The organism is Sorangium sp. So ce385 (assembly GCF_051474135.1).
Lineage (GTDB): Bacteria > Myxococcota_A > Polyangia > Polyangiales > Polyangiaceae > Sorangium > Sorangium cellulosum_D.
Map to the genome: position 1 here is coordinate 11,963,943 of NZ_CP150337.1, position 16,049 is coordinate 11,979,991.

The window sequence follows — 16,049 nt, forward strand, 5'->3', positions numbered from 1 at the left end:
TTCACCGCAGGAAGTAATGAACGATGCTGATCAAGGCGACGCCGCCCAAGAGGAAGTAGACGTAGCTCTGGATGCGCCCCGTCTGCAGGGTGCGGAGCTTCGCGCCCGCGCTCAGCGTGCCCTCGGCGACGAGGTTCACGACCCCATCGACGAGGTACCTGTCGATGGCGCCCGTGACCCAGGCCGCGGCCCGGGTCAGGACCGCGACCGCGTTGACGATGCCGTCCACGATCCACCGGTCCATCTCGGCGAAGAAGAGGCGCAGCGAGAGGGCGGCGCGCACCACCGTCGCGTCGTAGATCTCGTCGACGTAGTACCGGTTCGAGAGGAGCCGATGGCCCGGGAGCCGCCGCTCCTCCTCCGCCCAGCGCGCCGAACGCCGCTCGCCGTAGCGGGCGCGGGCGCGCGAGAAGGTGAAGATCGCGCCGCCGACGGAGAGCGCCATGAGCGCGAGCTCGAGCCCGAGCCCGTGGCGCTGGAACGAGACGTCCGCGTGGGCGAACACCGGATGGAGCCACGCCTCGAGCAGGGGCTCGCCGTGGCCGCCGACGAAGTGGCTGGAGAAGCCGAACACCGCGCCCGCGAGCGCCGACAGCACCGCCAGCGCCGCGAGCACCCAGGTGATCGCCGGCGGCGACTCGTGGACCTTGGTCTTGATCTCCTTGCGGGCGTGCGGCCCCTCGAACGTCAGGTAGTAGCTCCGCCACATGTAGAACGAGGTGCAGAGCGCCGCCGCGAGCCCCATCCCGTAGATGAGCAGCCCCGGGATCGGGCCGGTGTTCTCGGTGCCGAACGCCTTCCAGAGGATCTCGTCCTTGGACCAGAAGCCGGCGAAGAACGGGATCGGCGCGGCGGTGATGGCGAGGCACGCGACCTGGTACGTCCGCGCCGTGAGCGGCATCACGCGGCGGAGGCCGCCCATGTTGCGCATGTCCTGCGCCGCGGCCTCGTCGTGCTCCACCGCGTGCATCCCGTGGATCACCGAGCCGGAGCCGAGGAAGAGGCACGCCTTGAAGAAGGCGTGCGTCATCAGGTGGAACACGGCGGCCCAGTACGCCCCCACGCCGACCCCGATGAACATGAAGCCGAGCTGGCTCACCGTGCTGTAGGCGAGCACCTTCTTGATGTCGTACTGGAAGAAGCCGATCGTGGCCGCGAAGAGCGCCGTCGAGGCCCCGATCAGCGCGACGATCCCGCCCGCGACCGGGCTCAGCGAGAACACGGAGCTGAGGCGCGCGATCATGTAGACGCCGGCCGTGACCATGGTGGCGGCGTGGATCAGCGCGGAGACGGGCGTCGGGCCGGCCATCGCGTCGGGCAGCCAGACGTAGAGCGGGATCTGCGCGCTCTTGCCCGCCGCGCCGACGAACAGGAAGAGGCACGCCAGCGTGATCAGCGAGACGCCCCACACCGTCTTCGACTGGAGCGCCTCCTTGAGGAACGCCTTGCCGCCCGCGTCCTTGATCACGAGCTGGTCGTGGATCTCGCGGAAGGTGACCGTCGAGCCCACGGTCGCCAGCACGACCTCCTTGCCCGGCTCGACGCGCATCCGCTCGATCGCGGCGATCTCGACGCCGTCGCCCCCGATCACGGCGCCGTCGCCCGGCACGATCACCACCGAGTGCGCCCCGGCGTCGATCTCCTTCCGGAGGAAGGGCGACACGCCGAACGGCCGCGGGCTCGACGCGAGCTGCGCGGCGTCGGCGATCCCGAGGTACACGCGCGCGCCGGGGTGGCCGGTGAACGTGAGGTAGCCCTTGGCGCCGGCGCGCGGCGCCCTGCGCTCGCCGGGCTTGCCCGCGGGCGCGTCGCTCGTCCCGGCGGCGCCGCCGCCGTCACCGGCGCGCGCCTCCGCGGCCACCGCGATGAAGCGCGCCCGGTAATCGGACAGGTACCGGCCGTCGTCGAGCCACCTGGCGCCGAGGCCCCAGAAGAGCAGCGCGAGGCCGCACACGAAGCCGAAGTCGCCGATCCGGTTCACGACGAAGGCCTTCATGCCGGCGGAGGCCTTCTCGTAGTCGCGGTACCAGAACCCGATGAGCAGGTAGCTGCAGAGGCCGACGCCCTCCCAGCCGAAGAACATCACGATGAGGTTGTCCCCGAGGACGAGGAGCAACATCGCGAAGACGAAGAGGTTCAGGTACGTGAAGAACCGCCAGTACGAGGGCTCGGCCTCCATGTACGACGCGGCATAGACGTGGATGAGCGCGCCGACGCCGGTGATGATCAGCGTCATGAGGCCGCTCAGCGGGTCCATCACGAACGCGAAGTTCGCGTCGAGCGACCCGATGCGCACCATCTGCCAGGCGAAGCTGTAGAGGGCGCGCTCCTCCGGCTCGAGCCCGGCGAGCGCCACGAAGTTCGCGAGCCCGAGGGCGAAGGCGCCCAGCATCGCGCCCACCGCGACGAGCGTGACGCCGAAGCTCCCGATGTGGAGCCGCTTCGACAGATCGCGGCCGAACGCGCTCCGCTGCAGCGCGCGGCCGAAGAGCGCATTCGTCGCCGCGCCGAGCAGCGGCAGGAGCGGGATCCACCAGAGCGGCGTCAGCGACGCGTGGACGTGCGTGACCTGGCCGGTGTAGTCGGGCATCGTTGGGGGCAGCCGGTGAGAACGTGGGCTGGCGCGCGCTCTGCACGGCGAGACGCGGCGCGACAGCGGAACGTTCGGCTCTGGTGACTCCCCCGCGAAGCCGGAGGAGCCGCACGTTCATGGAGGATCAGACGGCGGGTCTATACCTCCATCGGCCCCGCGTTGGGGCGAGATACGCCGCTCCTCCGCGCGCCTCGCACCGCTGCGAGGTCAGCCGTCGGTCGCCCGCCGCTCCTCGTCCTCGCCCGCCGCGCCGCTGCTCTGCGGCGCGGCGCTGCCGAGCAGCGTCGCGCGCCGGATCGCGAGCCACAGCTCCCGCCTGCCCTCTCCGGTGATCGACGAGAAGCCCACCGCGCGGCGGCGCGCGCCGCTCGCCGCACGCGGCGCCGCGGCGGACACCTGATCCAGCGCGCGCCGCACCGACGAGCTGGGCACCTTGTCGATCTTCGTCGCCACGAGGAGCAGCTCCACGGGACGGCGCGCCACGTCGCGCGACGCCTCGACGAAGCGGACGAGCTCGAGGTCGTCCTCCTCGAGCCCCCGCCGCGCGTCGACCAGGAGCAGCACCGCGGCGAGCGTGATGCGCCCGCGCAGGTAGCCCTCGATCAGCGACGCCCACGCCGCCTGCTCGGCCTTCGAGCGCCGGGTGAAGCCGTAGCCCGGCAGATCCACGAGCTGGAACACCACGCCGTCGCGCGCCCGGGCCTCGTAGAGGTTGATCTGCCGCGTCGAGCCCGGGTTCGAGCTCGTCCGGACGAGCCCCTTGCGCTCGACGAGCGTGTTGATGAGGCTCGACTTGCCGACGTTCGAGCGCCCCGCGAACGCCACCTCGGCGCTCGCGGGCGGAGGGAGCGACGCGAGCGAGGCCGCGCCGGCGACGAAGGACGAGTCGACGATCTGGAACGGATCGAGCTGCCGCTCGGCGCGCGCCGGCGGGGGAGCTGCTTGAGGCTTGGGTGGGCGGCGGGCGGTCACTTGGAGCGGGGCGGCTGGAATTGCGGCTTGCACTCGTCGCACTGGCAGAGCGAGCGCAGGTACCGGAACGTGTAGATCCCCGAGTCGTGCCGGTCTCCCCAGGTGAACTGGAGCGCGTAGTTGCCGACCTGCTCGATCTCGCGGACGTCCAGATCGCCCCCGGGCACGAAGTTGATCGTGCCGCCGTGCCCCTGGCAGTTCGCGCACGGGCAGTACCCGCGCAGGATCTCGTGCGGGAGGACGCTGCGGTGGCCGTCGGCCCAGTGGATCTCCATCACCCGCGCGCCGTGCGGCGCCTTGACCTGCGTGGGTGTGAGCTTCGGATCCTGCGGCATCGTACCCTTCCGGCGCACGGAAGTACCACGCCGATCCGGCGCTGCAAAGCGCAGCGGAGCTCAGCTCGTCGCAAAATGCGCCGCGCCCGCCTTCGCGACGTCCCCGCTGGCCTCGCCTGTTCCGGGCCTGTTCCGGCGAGGGCCGCCGGACTCGGCCGCCGGCCTCGCGGCGCCCTCCCGAGCGCGGCGCCGGCGAGCGCCACGCGCGCGCGCCGGCCGCGGCTACCCCGCGGCGGCCGCCCGCGCCTCGACCGGCGCGAGCGTCGCCTCGACGCGCTCGAGGACCCGCACCACCGCGGCGCCCTCGTCGAGCGGCGTCAGCGGCGGCGCGCGGTCCTCGACGCAGCGGAGGAAGTGCTCGATCTCCACCGAGAGCGGCTCGCGCCACGGCACCTCGACCTCGCGCTCTTGGACGATGCGCGCGAGCGCGTCGCGCTCTTCGACGACGTGCGCGCGCTCGCCGAGCAGCGCGCCCGCCGCGGCGCCGCGCGCGTCGAGCAGCGCCAGCCGGTCGGGCGCGCGCACGTCGTCGAAGAGCGCGACGCGCGCGCTGCCGGCGAGCCGCAGCCGCCGCTCCTTGGTCGGGCTCGACGAGCAGAGCTCGATCTGCGCGGTGAGGCCGCTCTCGAGGCGCGCCGACAGCGTGACATGCTCGCCGCTCGGCGAGAGGTGGGCCCGCGCCTCGACGAGCGGGCTCGGGTCGAGCGCCGACAGCACCGAGAGGTCGTGCGGCCCGAGCGTCCAGAGCGCCGAGCGGGCCCCGCCGCCGGCGCCGCCCGTCGAGAGGCGCGCCGCGCTGAAGCTCACGAGATCGCCGAGGCGCCGCTCGCGCGCGAGCGCGACGAGGTGCACCACCGAGGGGTGGTAGCGGAGCAGGTGGCCGACCATGCCGACCCGGCCGAGCGCCGCCGCGCGCGCGGCGCAGCGATCCGCCTGCGCCGCGGAGAGGGCCAGCGGCTTCTCCACGAACACGTCGGCGCCGGCCTCGAGCGCGCGCAGCGCGAGCTCGGCGTGGCTCGCCGCGGGCGTCGCGACGACCACCGCGTCCACGCGCGCGGCCAGCGCCTCGTCGAGCGTGCGCACGAGCCGCGCCCGCGGGGCGAGCGCGCGCGCCCGCGCGAGGCGGCCGCGGTCGACGTCCGCCACCGCGACCACGCGCGCCCGCGCGTTCTCCGACAGCGCGCGGAGGAGCTTCTCCCCCCACCGGCCGCAGCCGAGCAGCGCGACGCGGACGCTCACGGCGCCCCCGGCGCGGCGGCGGACTCGGCCGGCGGGCGCCCGAGCTCGCCGAGGATCGCCTCGCCCTCGCGGTTGCCCGGGTGGATCGACGGCCCGTTGATGTCGACGAGGAAGTCGTACGCGGCGCGCGGGTCTCCCTCGATCGTCGCGCGCACGCGGACGTGCTGGAAGCAGGCCGACTCGGTGGCGGTGCTCCAGACGGGCGGCTTGCCCGGGTGCCGCGCGCCGATCGCCTCCGGCACGCTCCGGCCGTCCTGCGCCCGGTACTGCTGCACGATGCCGAGCGCCGCCCTGCGATCCGAGGCGTTGAACCGCGACTGCACCCAGAGGACCGCGCCGGCGGCGACGGCGCTGGTGCCCACGAGCAGCAGCGTCCGCGTCGCCTTGCCGTAGTCCATCCGCGATGGCGTATAGCCCCGGCGCCCGGGGAGGGCCAGCCGGAGCGCCCGGGCGGCGCGCCGCCTCGATCCGCCTCGCGCCGCCTAGCCCACGAACGACCCGAGACCGCGGAACCTGCGGTACCGGTCGTCCACGAGCTCCTCCGGGCTGAGCCCGTCCATCGACGTGAGCGTCGCCCAGAGCGCCTTGTCGAGCCGCGCCGCGGCGTCGTCGTGGTCCTGGTGCGCGCCGCCGGTCGGCTCCTCGACGATGGTGTCGACGACGCCGAGCTGCAGGAGGTCCGGCGCGGTGATCTTGAGCCGCGCCGCGGCCTCGTCGGCGCGGGCCCCGTCCTTCCAGAGGATGGCCGCGCAGCCCTCGGGCGAGATGACCGAGTAGCAGCTGAACTCGAGCACCAGCACGCGGTTCGCGACGCCGAGCGCCAGCGCGCCGCCCGAGCCCCCCTCGCCGATGACGGTCGCCACGATCGGCACCCCGACCCGCGCCATCGCGGCGAGCGCGGCGCCGATCGCCTCGCTCTGGCCGCGCTCCTCGGCGCCGATGCCCGGGTACGCCCCCATCGTGTCGATGAACGTCAGGATCGGGAGCCCGAACCGGTCCGCCATCTCGTAGAGCCGGATGGCCTTCCGGTAGCCCTCCGGGTGCGGCATCCCGAAGTTGCGCTTCACGTTCTCCTTCGCGCCGCGCCCCTTCTGGTGGCCCACCACCACGACGCTCCGCCCGTGGTACGTCGCGAGCCCGCCCACGATCGAGCAGTCGTCGGCGAAGCGCCGATCGCCCTTCAGCTCGACCCAGTCCGTGAAGAGCCGCTTCACGTAGTCGAGCGTGTACGGCCGGTTCGCGTGCCGCGAGAGCAGCACCTTCTGCATCGGCGTCAGGCCCGCGAAGATCTCGCGCGCCAGCCGGCCCGTGTTGTCCTCGAGCTGCGCGAGCTCCGGCTCGAAGCGCGGATCGGCCGCGGCGAGCGACCGCAGCTCCCGCACCTTCTCGATCAGCTCTGCGACAGGTTTCTCAAAAGGTAGAATCGAAGCAGCCACGGCGCGGACCCTAACGCTGCAGCGGGCGGACGGCTACGGCGCTGTGCTGCCGCAGCGCATCGCGTCGAGCGCGCCGCGCACCCGCGACGACGCGCGCGCCCTCCGCCCGGGGCGGAGGCGTCGCGTCATCGCGCTCATTCCTGGGCGGCGTTGGTCGGCTCGACGTTGGCGAAGGCGTTCGCCGGGACCTGCGCCATCGGCCGGCTCCGGATCACGTTGTAGATCGGGATCGGCTTGTCCTTGCCCTTGACCTTCGCGGGCTGGAGCTCCTCGGTCTCGAACCGGCCGCCGAGCTGCGCGTACGTGGTCTCGCTGATGACGATCTGGCCGGCCAGCGCGATCGAGCAGAGCCGCGCCGACGTGTTCGCCACGTCGCCGATCACCGTGTAGCTGAGCGCCTTCGAGCTGCCGATGTACCCGGCGACGAGCGGCCCGGTGTGGATCCCGATGCCGACCGCGAGCGGCTGCTCGTCGCGCTCGAGCCGCTCGCGGTTGAACTCGCCGAGCACCTCGCCCATCTTCAGCGCGCACTCCACGCTGCGGACCGCATCGTCCCGGTGGGCGACCGGCGCGCCCCAGAGCGCCATGATCCCGTCGCCCATGAACTTGTCGAGCGTGCCCTCGAACTGGAAGATCGTGTCGACCATCCGCTCGAAGTACTCGTTCAGCATCACGACGAGCTCCTCGGGCTTCTTGCTCTCGGCCATGCGCGTGAAGCCGCGGATGTCGCTGTTGAAGACGGTGCACTCCTCGACGTGCTGACCGCCCTGCTTCACGGCGAGCTGGCCGCTCAGCACGCGCTCGGCGATGTTCGGCGAGAGCAGCCGGCGCAGCTGCTCGCGCGTGACGATCTCGTTCTCGATCTTCTTCCCGAGGATGTTGATCTCGATGAACATCGCCGCCTGGTAGGCGATGGCGGTCACGAGCTCGAGGTCCTTGGGCTGGAACTGCGCGAGCGTCTCCGAGTCGAGCCAGAGCACGCCGAGCACCTCGTTGTTGTGCTGCAGCGGGGCCACGAGGGGGGCGACGATGGCCGAGCTTATCCGGTTCAGGATCATGCTCTTGCCCTTCGACGCCGCGAAGTCCATCGCCGCGTCGTGGGTCAGCACCGCGGCGCGCTCGTGCACCACGTGGTTCAGGATCGTCGAGGACACGCTGATCGGCGCCGTCGTCCCGTCGCGCCGCTGCATGGCCTGCGGCGTGAGCTCGCCGCTCTCGTTGCGCAGGAAGATCACCCCGCGGTCGGCGCGGATGAACTTGAAGACGCTCGTGAGGATCTTCTCGAGCAGCTTCGGCGTGTCGCGCTCGGCGGCGATCTCGCGCGACAGCTCGTGCGACAGGCGCAGCCGCTCGTAGTCGGCGCGCAGCTGGTTCATGTCGTTCGCGATCCGGTCGAACGCCAGGAACCCCTTGTCGACCGCGGCGATCTGCGTGCCGATCTGCCGGGCCTGATCGTTCACGTCGATGCGGGTGCCCTGCGCGACGTACGAGCCGCCGTGCGCCCCCGAGCGCCCCGGCAGCGGCGCGGTCCCGCCCGGCCCGGCGACCAGCGGCGGCGGCGGCGGCACGTACGGCGGCTGCCGCGCCACCGGGGGCGCCGCCGGCGTGCCTGACAGCGCCCCCGCCTGCTGCGGCGGCTGCTGGCGCGGGTACTGCGGCTGCGGCGGCGGCGGGTAGGCGCCCTCGCGCGGCGGGTGTCCGTACCCGGGCGCCGGCGCCGCGCCCTGGTGGTTCACCGCGGGAGGCCAGCCCGGGACGAGCGGCGGGGCGACCGGCGCGCCCGGATCGTCGAAGCGGCCTCGCGTGGACCCCAGGGCGATCTCGTCCCCGTGCTTGAGCGGCGCTTCGCCCCGGACACGCTCGCTGTTGATGAACGTGCCGTTCAGGCTCCCGAGATCGCGCAGGACGAAGTGATCGCCCCGCTGCTCGATGATGCAGTGCTCCTTCGAGACGATCTTGTCGAGCAGCTGGATGGAATTGTTCGGGTGGCGCCCCAGCGAGTTCACGGGCCGCAGCTCGATCGCCTGCTGGCCCTCGGCGGTCTGCAGGATGAGGCGGGCCATCGGTTCTGGGAGATTACCCAGCCGGGCACGGACCGACAATCTTTCCGGCCGGAGTCCAGGACAGGCCGGGGAAAGCGACCGCGCTGATCCGCGGGGGCGCGCCCGCCCCCGGCGCGATCGCCCCGGGCGGCCCCCCGCGGCGATCACTGACCATACGATCAGCCCACAGAAGCGGGATCCGTGTGGAAGTGTCGCCTGGAACCGCTATGCGCCCACGGGCCGCCGCGTTAGTCGGCCGCATGGATTCCGCGTACCTCCTCGCGATCGATCAGGGCACCACCGGCACGACATCCCTCCTCATGGACACGGCGGGCACGACGCTGGGCCGCGCCACGCGCGAGTTTCGCCAGCATTTCCCGGAGCCCGGGCTCGTCGAGCACGACCCGGAGGAGATCTGGCAGAGCGTTCAGGACGCCGTGGGCGAGACGCTCAAGGTGGCCGGCGTGGCGGGCAGCGCGATCAAGGCGATCGGCATCACGAACCAGCGCGAGACGACGCTCGTCTGGGAGCGCGCGACCGGGAGGCCGATCCACCGCGCGATCGTGTGGCAGGACCGCCGGACGGCGCCGCGCTGCGCCGAGCTGCGCGCCGCGGGCCACGAGCAGGCGGTCGAGGAGACGACCGGCCTCGTGCTCGATCCGTACTTCAGCGGCACGAAGCTCGAGTGGATCCTGGACAACGTGCCCGGCGCGCGCGCGCGCGCCGAGCGCGGCGAGCTCTGCTTCGGCACGATCGACAGCTTCCTCGTCTGGCGCCTCTCGGGCGACGTGGCCGGCGGCGCTCCGGTGCACGCGACCGACGTCACCAACGCGTCGCGCACCCTGCTCATGAGCCTCGCGTCGCTGAGCTGGGACGACGCGATGCTCGCGATGCTGCGGATCCCGCGCCCGCTGCTGCCCGAGATCGTCGGGTCGGCGGGCCGCATCGCCGCGACTCGCGGCTTCCCTCACCTGCCCGACGGCATCCCGATCGCCGGCATCGCCGGCGATCAGCAGGCGGCCCTCTTCGGCCAGGCCTGCTTCGCGACGGGCGACGCCAAGTGCACCTATGGCACCGGCGCCTTCGTGCTGGCCAACATCGGCGATCGCCCGCTCCGGAGCCGCTTCGGCCTGCTCACCTCCGTGGGCTGGAAGATCGGCTCCGAGGTGGTCTTTGCGCTCGAGGGAAGCGCGTTTATCGCCGGGGCCGCGGTGCAGTGGCTCCGCGACGGCCTGGGCGTCATCAAGAGCGCGGCGGAGGTCGAGGCGCTCGCCCGCAGCGTGCCCTCCAGCGAGGGCGTCACGTTCGTCCCGGCGCTCTCCGGCCTCGGCGCGCCCTACTGGGATCCGGACGCCCGCGGGATCATCGTCGGGGTGACGCGCGGCACGACCGCGGCGCACCTCGCCCGCGCGACGCTCGAGGGAATCGCGCTCTCCGTGACGGATCTCGTGCGGGCCATGGCCGACGACCTGGGCCACCCGGTGCGCCGGATGCGCGTGGACGGCGGCGCCGCCGCGAACGACCTGCTCATGCAGTTCCAGGCGGACGTGGCGAACGTCGCTATCGAGCGCCCCACCGACCTGGAGACGACGGCGCGCGGGGCCGCAATGCTCGCCGGCGTCGGCGCCGGCCTCTTCCGGACGAAGGAGGACTCGGCCCGCATGTCCCGTGTCGGGCAGAGCTTCCAGGTCGCGATGAACGAGGAGGATCGCGCCTCCCACCGCCGCCGCTGGGCCGACGCGGTGGCGCGCGCGCGCTCGCAGCGCGGCTGATCGCGGCCCGATTCCCCTGAATTTCCACGCTGTTTTCCGCTTGAACCAGGTCTTCCGAAGCTCGCTCCCGAGCCGTCATCGCGCCGCCGGCTCGCCGGCCGAACGGGCTTCCGGATCAAGGAATCAACCCTAGGTTGCGAGAGTTAGGCCCAGAAGCCCCCAACCAGCGTAGAGTGCTATGACGACGGCGCATTTCCGTTCAAACTTGGTGCACTTGAACCGAGGCGCGCGGCCAGCCCACCGCCGCCTCGCTGCTTTCGATGGAGACGAGGAGGACATGCCGACTACCGAGAATGCTTCAGCCGGCGGGACGGCCGTTCGCGACATCCCGATCGACTGGGAGGCGCTGGAGGACGCCTTCGAGAACAACGCCCCAGAGGTGCACTCGTACCTGCACCTCGGCACGGGCGACGTGCTGCGCGTGGTCGACGGCGTGGCCGATCCTCAGATGCACGCGCGCATCGCGGCCGATGCCAACTACCTCCGGATCGATCCCGTGAGCTCCCGCGAGCAGTACCGGTGGATGGAGCGCTACATCCCGATGGTGGAAGACATGGAGCTCCAGGCGAAGCTCAGCCAGGCGATCGACGGCAAGGGCGCGTTCCGGCGTTTCAAGGATGTGCTGATGTCCTACGGCCCGGAGCGGGAGCGCTGGTTCGCCTTCCGGAGCGAGCGGCTGCGGATCTTCATGGAGGCGTGGCTGAGCGCCCACGCGCTGAACCCGGTGCCCCGCCCGCTCTGGGTGCCGGAGGTGCCGGCTCGCCCCGAGGCCGCCGCGCCCGTGGCGCCCGCCGTCGAGCCGCCGGCGCGCGAGCGCGAGCGCGAGCGCGAGGAGGTGCGGGAGCCCCGCCGCGGCAAGAGCGTGGAGAGCCTGCGCAAGAACCTCCGCGACATCGCCGAGGCGCTCGGCCCGCGGGATCTCGACACGCTGACGGCGTTCGCGGAGTTCCTGAAGGCGCGCCGCGCGGCGCGGTCGTTCGCGCACCACTACCACGAGGCCCAGGGTCCGGCGGACGAGGAGTCCGGGCCCGCCTCGCAGGAGATCGCGAGCGAGTCGCGCAGCGACACGGCGTGAGGGCGCGCCACCGGCGCCGCGATCGCGGCGCCGGGGCGCTGGCCTGAAGGTGGGGACGGAGGGGAGCGGCGGCTTCGATCGCCGAGCGGTCTAGAAGTACCAGTCGGTGCGCGCGCCGATGTAGTGGCCGACCGTCGAGCGGGCCCGGAAGTTCGCCGGATCCGACTCGTCGCGGAGGCCGAAGGCGCGGATGTAGGGCGACATGTTCTGCAGGACCGCCGCCTCGTTGTAGATGGCGGCCGTGTAGATGAGCTTGAAGTGCGGCCGCGCGCCGGTGCTCAGCTCGCCCGTCGGCACGAGGGTCGGGACGACCGAGAGCTTGATCGCGGTCCCGAGGTCGCCGTCGCCGTCCTTCCGCCCCTGGAACGACGCCTCGACGACGGGGTGGAAGATCTTGTGGGCGAAGATCGCGGCGTTCGCCTGGACCGAGAAGTCCATCTGCTTGTCGGCAAGCCCGGCAGCCGCGGCGCCGTCGGCGTCGGCCGCGCCCTTCGTGTAGTGGAAGGTGGCGAGGCCTTCCAGGGCGGCGACGTCGCCGATCCGGAAGCCGAGGTGCTCGACGGCCTCGACGCCGAAGGAGCCCGAGTAGGTGCCGTCGTCGTTCGGAGCGCCCCAGGTCTGGTACGTCTTCGCGCCGCCGGCGGCGCCGTTGGCGATGCCGGTGCCGAAGCGCACGGCCGTGTCGCTCCAGTTGCCCTGGCCGAGCCCGAGGTGGAGCTTCGCGCCGATGACGCCGCCGACGTCGCCCTTGCCGTTGTCGGGCGCGTCCTGGTCCGGCCCCCGCGTCGCGGCCGGCAGGACGTGGAACTCGCCGTGGACCTTGACGTGGTGCTTGGCCTCGCCGCCGAACTCGAACTTGTAGTTACCGGCGAAGATGGTGCGGAAGCGCTCGACCCCGTTGTCGAAGTTGTAGACGGGGAACGAGGCCTGGTCGGTCGACGACCGCCGGTAGCCGAGGATGGCGAGCTTCAGGTTCTCGTACGTGATGCCGCCGCCCTGGCCGCTGAGGTCGTCGAGGTAGAAGTAGTCGCCGATGGGCGCGTACTGCTCGCGGAAGAAGCGCGCGCCGCCCCAGACGCTGAGGCCCGGGACGATGAAGTTGCCGGCCTCGATGTAGGCCTGGTTGAACTGGAGCGTGATCGCCTGGCCGTCGTTCGAGGCAGGCTGCATGAACTGCCCGCCCCACTGCCGCCAGATGGCGAACGTCATCTCGGACTTCACGAAGAAGTCCTGCGGCGTCGCGCCCTTCACCACGTGGGCGACGAACGACGGCTCGGAGTAGTCATCCTCCTCGTAGCGGCCGCCGATGCCGAACCCGAGCAGGTTCATCGACTGGCCCTGGGCCTTCTGCCCGTAGAGCGACCACGCCATGCCGAGGCGTGAGTACCAGTGCCACTCGAAGTTCTCGCTTCCCACGGCGTGGGCCGACTTCGGCGCCGCCGTGAGGCAAATGGCGGAGACGGAAACCAGCCCGAGGGCTCGGACTGCGGCGCGCCGACCCGCGATTCGCATGCTGGGAACCGACGACCTGTCTCTCTTAAGTGATGTCATCGAACGACGCTCCTATCCATTTCTTGGAGTGTGCTTGGGGTGATGGGGAGGTGATGCGGCCAGATGGCCAGAGCGGCAGAGGAAGCGGCCTGTCAAGAGAATCTAAGGATGGCTCTGTGCGACAGAGCCGCCCGCCGCCACACACGTGGGGCTCGCGGGGGGCACAGTTAACAGGAACGTTCTGTTCATGTCAAAGGTCTCCGAAGCACCCTCAGCAGTTTGTTGCCTTCTGCGATGCGTCAAGATTAAGTGGCCGAAATCACTTGTCTTAACGAACCTTAACCTTTCCCTCGGGCCAGGAGCCGAGGCGCAGGATGACGCGACGCGCCAAAACAGCTCGTTCCGGATGAAGTGCAGCCGAAAGAATCCACGCGACCCTGGCGCGTTACCGGGAGTGCTCGGCGCGCGCGCGACGCGACTGCGAGGCTGCACGCGCGAGCCGCGGGGAGCGGCTTCCGTGCTGCGGCGGCGTCGCCAGAGCGAGCGACGCGGCGCGGATTGTTTCGGGACCTCGAACTCGGGTTTTCGTCTCAAGGCGAGCGGGGCATCGCCTGCGGGGCGCGTCTCGCTCTCCTGCGTTGAGCCCCGGCGCGCCCTCCCGTCCGAGGAGCGTCATTGACGCTCGCGCGCGCCGCGCCCGTCGCGCCCGCGAGCACCCCTGCGCGCGCGCGCAGGGCGACGCGGCAGCGCGCGGCCGCGGGAGAGGCCCGCTCCGGGTACGCGATATAACGCGTCGCGTTGTCACGGCGGTATGCTCGACGCAGATCGCGAGCGGGTCAGTCTCGATTGCCGTGCACCGCGGGGTGGACACGTTCATGTCCAGGAAGGGCGTTACGCGGTCGCCGCGAGACACGTCATGTTGCTCGCCGCGGGCGGGCTGCGGCGCTCGGACGACAGGCACGATCCCGCCGCGCGAGGCGCATGGACGCGGATCGCCGGCCGGCGAGGGCCAGCGGCGGCTCAGCGCTCGTCGACGGCGGCAGCGATCACCCCGTCGAAGAACTCCGCCACGCCGGTGCGGTCGAGCATCCGGTTCCAACCGATCTCGTCGAAGGGCTCCGGCAGGCCGTGATTCGTCAAGAGGATCCCGAAGAGCTCGCGCGCCGGGTCGAGCCACACGAACGTGCCGGTCCCGCCCGCCTTGCCGAAGGAGCCTGGCGACAGCCGCGTTCCGCCGTTCGAGAAGCGCGGCGTCCAGATCTCCCAACCGAGGCCCTTCGGCGCGAGCAGGAGGTTGTTGAGGGGCGAGGTGTCGGTCGCCGCGGCGGTGACCTGAGGCGTCTGGTTCCGCGTCATCGCGCGGACCGACTCCGGGGTGAGGACCCGCGCGCCGCCGTAGCTGCCGGAGCCCATGATCATCTGGCAGAAGATGGCGATGTCCATCGCCGTGGTGAACACGCCGTCGCAGCCGGTGATCCCGCCGAGCGCGAAGTCCTGCTCGTCCTGCACCTCGCCGCGCACGAGGCGGCCGCGGCGCGCCGAGGTCCCGGTCGCCGCGATGCGCGGCGCGACCTCCGCCGGCGGGTTGAACATGGTGTCGTGCATGCCGAGCGGACCCCAGATGTGCGCGTGCGCGAAGGTGCTCAGATCGGTGCCGGAGGCGATCTCGACCAGCCGGCCCAGCAGGCGGTAGGTGAGATCGCTGTAGAGCACCGACGAGCCCGGCGCGGCCTCGAGCGGCGTCTCGGCCATGGCCTGCCACGCGGCCTCGTCGTCCGGCTCGTCGAGGAGCTGGTGGTCCATGGGCAGCCCGGCCGAGTACCGGAGCATATCGAGGACGGTGACGCCCGACTTCCCGTTCGCGGCGAAGCGCGGGAGGTACGACGCCACCCGGTCGGAGAGCTGGAGCTTGCCCTGCTCGACGAGCACCAGGATCGCCGTGGCGGTCGCCAGCACCTTCGTGATGGAGAGGACATCGAACATCGTGTCGAGCGTGACCGGCTCGCTGCAGCCGGCGACCTTGTTGCCGAACGCCCGGTGACCCACGATGACGCCGCGCCGCGCGACGAGCGCGGTCGCGCCCGGGAAGAGGCCGTCGTTCGCGCGGCGCTGCACGCGCGCGAAGACATCTTCGATCCGCTCCGAGCTCATGCCCACCATCTCCGGAGAGCCGGTGGCGAGCACGGCCGACGTCGTCGCGCCGGCGGACGTGCTGCCGAGCACCGCGGGCGCGACCGCGGTGAGCGTCGCGATGCCGCCGAGTCCGCGCAACAGATGCCTGCGATGAAACGAACGTTCTCCGGGTTCCATGTGAACAGCTCCTTGCGAGGTCTCCTCACGATGCTCGTCGCCGACGCCGCCGAGCGGCGGGCGCGCGCTCTCCCACCGCCGCTCCCGCACACGAAGGCACGGCCGCGGCACACCGGATCACAGAGCGCCGCGCGCGAGCGCGACGCGAAGGTGCCGCGCCCCGACGTCGAGGCCTGTGCGCCGGGTTCGCGGCGCGATCCCGGAGACGCCCAGCGGGGAGGCCTGCTCGGCCCGCTCGCCGGGGCGGCTCCCCCGAGCGCACCCACACCCGGGATTGAGCCCGCCGCAAAGGCCGCTCGCGACATCGCCGTCGGCCCGGCGCCGCGCCGCACCGGCGCGATCGCGCTCCCGGCGGCTCACGAGCGGCGCATGCCCCGGGTCTCGTGCTCTATCTCATCGCTCCAGGAACGCGTCCTCCAACGCCGATCGCCGGCATGTAGCCCCAGCGAACACCCCTACGGATACGGCGCACTGGACCCCCCTCCCGCGCGATCAGCACGGAAGCGCCCGCGCTCCAAGTTGCCTGGAATGAACACCAGACGACGCTGCAGTATCGCTTCAGCGTCCTTCAATATCAAGAGATAGAATCCATCTGCGTTGTCTCGCCCGCCTCTTTTCGCCTCTTTTCGCCTCTTTTTTGCCTCCTTTCCGCAGCTTTCGCTCCTCGAACAGCGGTCGTCGTTCCGCGTCCCACCGCAGGCGCTGTAGGGCGCTCTCGCAGGCGCCATGGGTCGCGGAAAGCGGGCGGATGCACGCCGGTATAGGGACGTTGCTCCGCGCAACG

At 71.7% G+C, this 16,049-nt stretch carries 11 protein-coding genes; 2 read left to right on the forward strand and 9 right to left on the reverse strand.

Annotated elements, in window-relative coordinates; all coding sequences use genetic code 11:
* Position 1 precedes the first annotated feature (1 nt).
* From WME83_RS43765 to WME83_RS43795, 7 genes are all read right to left on the reverse strand, one after another.
* Complete coding sequence (locus WME83_RS43765; RefSeq protein WP_437315642.1) at positions 2-2,590, reverse strand: NADH-quinone oxidoreductase subunit L; 2,589 nt, start codon at positions 2,588-2,590, stop codon at positions 2-4.
* A 210-nt stretch (positions 2,591-2,800) separates the two neighbouring features.
* Entirely contained in the window at positions 2,801-3,565 is a 765-nt protein-coding gene (yihA, locus tag WME83_RS43770) for a ribosome biogenesis GTP-binding protein YihA/YsxC (RefSeq protein ID WP_437315643.1), read from the reverse strand.
* Positions 3,562-3,900, reverse strand: a complete 339-nt coding sequence (locus WME83_RS43775; protein ID WP_020740654.1) for a gamma-butyrobetaine hydroxylase-like domain-containing protein — start codon at positions 3,898-3,900, stop codon at positions 3,562-3,564. The genes yihA and WME83_RS43775 overlap by 4 nt, the downstream gene beginning before the upstream one ends.
* Before the next feature lie 222 nt (positions 3,901-4,122).
* Positions 4,123-5,139: a Gfo/Idh/MocA family oxidoreductase gene (locus tag WME83_RS43780; RefSeq protein ID WP_437315644.1), complete on the reverse strand. Its 1,017-nt coding sequence runs from the start codon at positions 5,137-5,139 to the stop codon at positions 4,123-4,125.
* Positions 5,136-5,537 carry a hypothetical protein gene (locus WME83_RS43785; protein ID WP_437315645.1) on the reverse strand — a complete coding sequence of 134 codons (402 nt, stop codon included), beginning with the start codon at positions 5,535-5,537 and terminating at the stop codon, positions 5,136-5,138. The genes WME83_RS43780 and WME83_RS43785 overlap by 4 nt, the downstream gene beginning before the upstream one ends.
* Positions 5,538-5,621: 84 nt before the next feature.
* Positions 5,622-6,575: an acetyl-CoA carboxylase carboxyltransferase subunit alpha gene (locus WME83_RS43790; RefSeq protein ID WP_437315646.1), complete on the reverse strand. Its 954-nt coding sequence runs from the start codon at positions 6,573-6,575 to the stop codon at positions 5,622-5,624.
* 134 nt (positions 6,576-6,709) lie between these two features.
* Positions 6,710-8,638, reverse strand: coding sequence for an adenylate/guanylate cyclase domain-containing protein (locus WME83_RS43795; protein ID WP_437315647.1), 1,929 nt, complete (start codon positions 8,636-8,638; stop codon positions 6,710-6,712).
* A 239-nt stretch (positions 8,639-8,877) separates the two neighbouring features.
* On the opposite strand from WME83_RS43795, the gene glpK reads away from it, so the two are divergent.
* Positions 8,878-10,389, forward strand: coding sequence for a glycerol kinase GlpK (gene glpK / locus WME83_RS43800; protein WP_437315648.1), 1,512 nt, complete (start codon positions 8,878-8,880; stop codon positions 10,387-10,389).
* Positions 10,390-10,666: 277 nt separating this feature from the next.
* A complete protein-coding gene (locus WME83_RS43805) occupies positions 10,667-11,464 on the forward strand; it encodes a UPF0158 family protein (RefSeq protein WP_437315649.1) in 798 nt (265 codons plus the stop codon).
* 90 nt (positions 11,465-11,554) lie between these two features.
* Here WME83_RS43805 and WME83_RS43810 read toward each other — a convergent pair whose 3' ends face one another.
* A complete protein-coding gene (locus WME83_RS43810) occupies positions 11,555-12,880 on the reverse strand; it encodes a carbohydrate porin (protein ID WP_437315650.1) in 1,326 nt (441 codons plus the stop codon).
* A gap of 1,095 nt (positions 12,881-13,975) precedes the next feature.
* Positions 13,976-15,226 (reverse strand): serine hydrolase domain-containing protein, encoded by a 1,251-nt coding sequence (locus WME83_RS43815; RefSeq protein WP_437315651.1) that lies wholly within the window; start codon positions 15,224-15,226, stop codon positions 13,976-13,978.
* Between the last annotated feature and the right edge of the window lie 823 nt (positions 15,227-16,049).

Bases quoted from the DNA above. Each gene is read 5' to 3' on its own strand.
- WME83_RS43765 (WP_437315642.1), bottom strand. From the start codon at position 2,590: ATGCCCGACTACACCGGCCAGGTCACGCACGTCCACGCGTCGCTGACG.
- WME83_RS43775 (WP_020740654.1), bottom strand. From the start codon at position 3,900: ATGCCGCAGGATCCGAAGCTCACACCCACGCAGGTCAAGGCGCCGCAC.
- WME83_RS43785 (WP_437315645.1), bottom strand. From the start codon at position 5,537: ATGGACTACGGCAAGGCGACGCGGACGCTGCTGCTCGTGGGCACCAGC.
- WME83_RS43795 (WP_437315647.1), bottom strand. From the start codon at position 8,638: ATGGCCCGCCTCATCCTGCAGACCGCCGAGGGCCAGCAGGCGATCGAG.
- glpK (WP_437315648.1), top strand. From the start codon at position 8,878: ATGGATTCCGCGTACCTCCTCGCGATCGATCAGGGCACCACCGGCACG.
- WME83_RS43805 (WP_437315649.1), top strand. From the start codon at position 10,667: ATGCCGACTACCGAGAATGCTTCAGCCGGCGGGACGGCCGTTCGCGAC.